We start from the raw sequence: 1,403 nt of genomic DNA, 5'->3' as shown, positions 1-1,403 counted from the left end.
CTTCTCAAACGCTTCAATCACATAAAACAAAACCCCGCCGAAATTCGACGGGGTTTGTCAGCAGTCTGAGGGCGGCGCTTGCGCCGCCCTTTTTAATTTGCGGAGGCCTCGGTGGCCTGCCTTGGCCTGATGATGCAATCGGCCAGATGCGCCTGTTCGTCCAATTCGTCGGCGTGGTGCTGGCCCCACTGGCAGAGCGCGAGCAGGATCGGCTCGAGGCTGAGGCCGAGCGGCGTCGCGCGATATTCGACGCGCGCCGGGATCTCGGCGAAGATCTCGCGGCTGACGAGGCCATGCTCCTCCATCTCGCGCAGCTGGTCGATCAGCACCTTCTGGGTGACGCCGGGCATCAGCGCCTTGAGTGCCGAAAGCCGGCGCGGACCGTCGAAGAGATAGTAGAGGATCACCGCTTTCCAGCGGCCCGAGATCACTTTCAGAGCGCGTTCGGCGGGGAGCATCGGCAGTCGCTTGATCACGCGTTTCTTGGTGATTTGGGCCATGGTCACCTCCTGGTGTGCAGCGGACAAATCCGTGTGTAGCGGCGAGTGCGCAGATAGTGGCAAAGACCGACCGACGCCATAGCGATCGGAGCCCTGCCATGAAAGCCGTCCAGTTCAACCGTTTCGGCGGTCCGGAGGTGATGGAGGTCGTCGACGTGCCGACGCCCGTCGCGCAAGCCGGGGAGGTGCTGGTCAAGGTGGAAGCGGCCGGCATCAACTTCTTCGAAGTGCTGATGCGCACGGATCGCTACGCGGTCACGCCAGCCCTGCCGGCATTCCCCGGCGTCGAAGTCGCCGGCACGGTCGAGGCGGTCGGCGAGGGTGTCGATCCGGGCTTGTTCGGACGCCGCGTGGCGGCGCCGCTGTTCGTGTCGGTCCGGCCGTTCGGCGGCTATGCCGACTATGTGGCGATCGACGCCAGCCTCATCGTGCCGCTGCCGGATATGCTTTCCTTCGAAGATGCGACCGCCCTGATGGTGCAGGGGCTGACCGCCTTGCATCTCACGCGGCGAAGTCCGCCGGCCGGCAGGACGGTGTTGGTTCCCGCTGCCGCCGGTGGCGTTGGCTCGCTGCTGATCCAATTGGCCAAAGGGCAGGGCGCTCGTCGCGCCGTCGCGCTGGCCGGCGGGCCCGCCAAGCGCGATTTCGCCCTCTCGCTCGGCGCCGATGTGGCAATCGACTCCAGCGCGGCGGACTGGCCGGCGCGAGTCCGCGAAGCGAGCGATGGCGCAGGCGCCGAAATCGTCTACGACACTGTCGGCGGCGCATTGACCAGGCAATTTCTCGACGTCCTGGCACCCGGCGGCGAGCTGGTGTTTGCGGCGCTCGGCCGGTTTCAACTGTCGGCTTCGGACCTCGAGGCGATGATCGGCCGCAATCAAGCGCTCAAAGGGTTTGCCCTGC

Annotated in this window: 2 protein-coding genes; one reads left to right on the top strand and one right to left on the bottom strand. The window is 65.8% G+C overall.

The window, feature by feature from the left end; all coding sequences use genetic code 11:
* Positions 1–92: 92 nt before the first annotated feature.
* Entirely contained in the window at positions 93–500 is a 408-nt protein-coding gene (locus EOD07_RS34385; protein WP_127238351.1) for a helix-turn-helix domain-containing protein, read from the bottom strand.
* A gap of 98 nt (positions 501–598) precedes the next feature.
* Here EOD07_RS34385 and EOD07_RS34380 point away from each other — a divergent pair.
* Positions 599–1,403, top strand: an 805-nt coding sequence (locus EOD07_RS34380; RefSeq protein WP_127238350.1) for a zinc-binding dehydrogenase, incomplete at its 3' end; no start/stop codon positions are given.

Source organism: Mesorhizobium sp. M2C.T.Ca.TU.002.02.1.1 (assembly GCF_003997225.1).
Note: the sequence above shows the minus strand (reverse complement) of the source record. Positions and strands in the feature narration are given on the sequence as shown.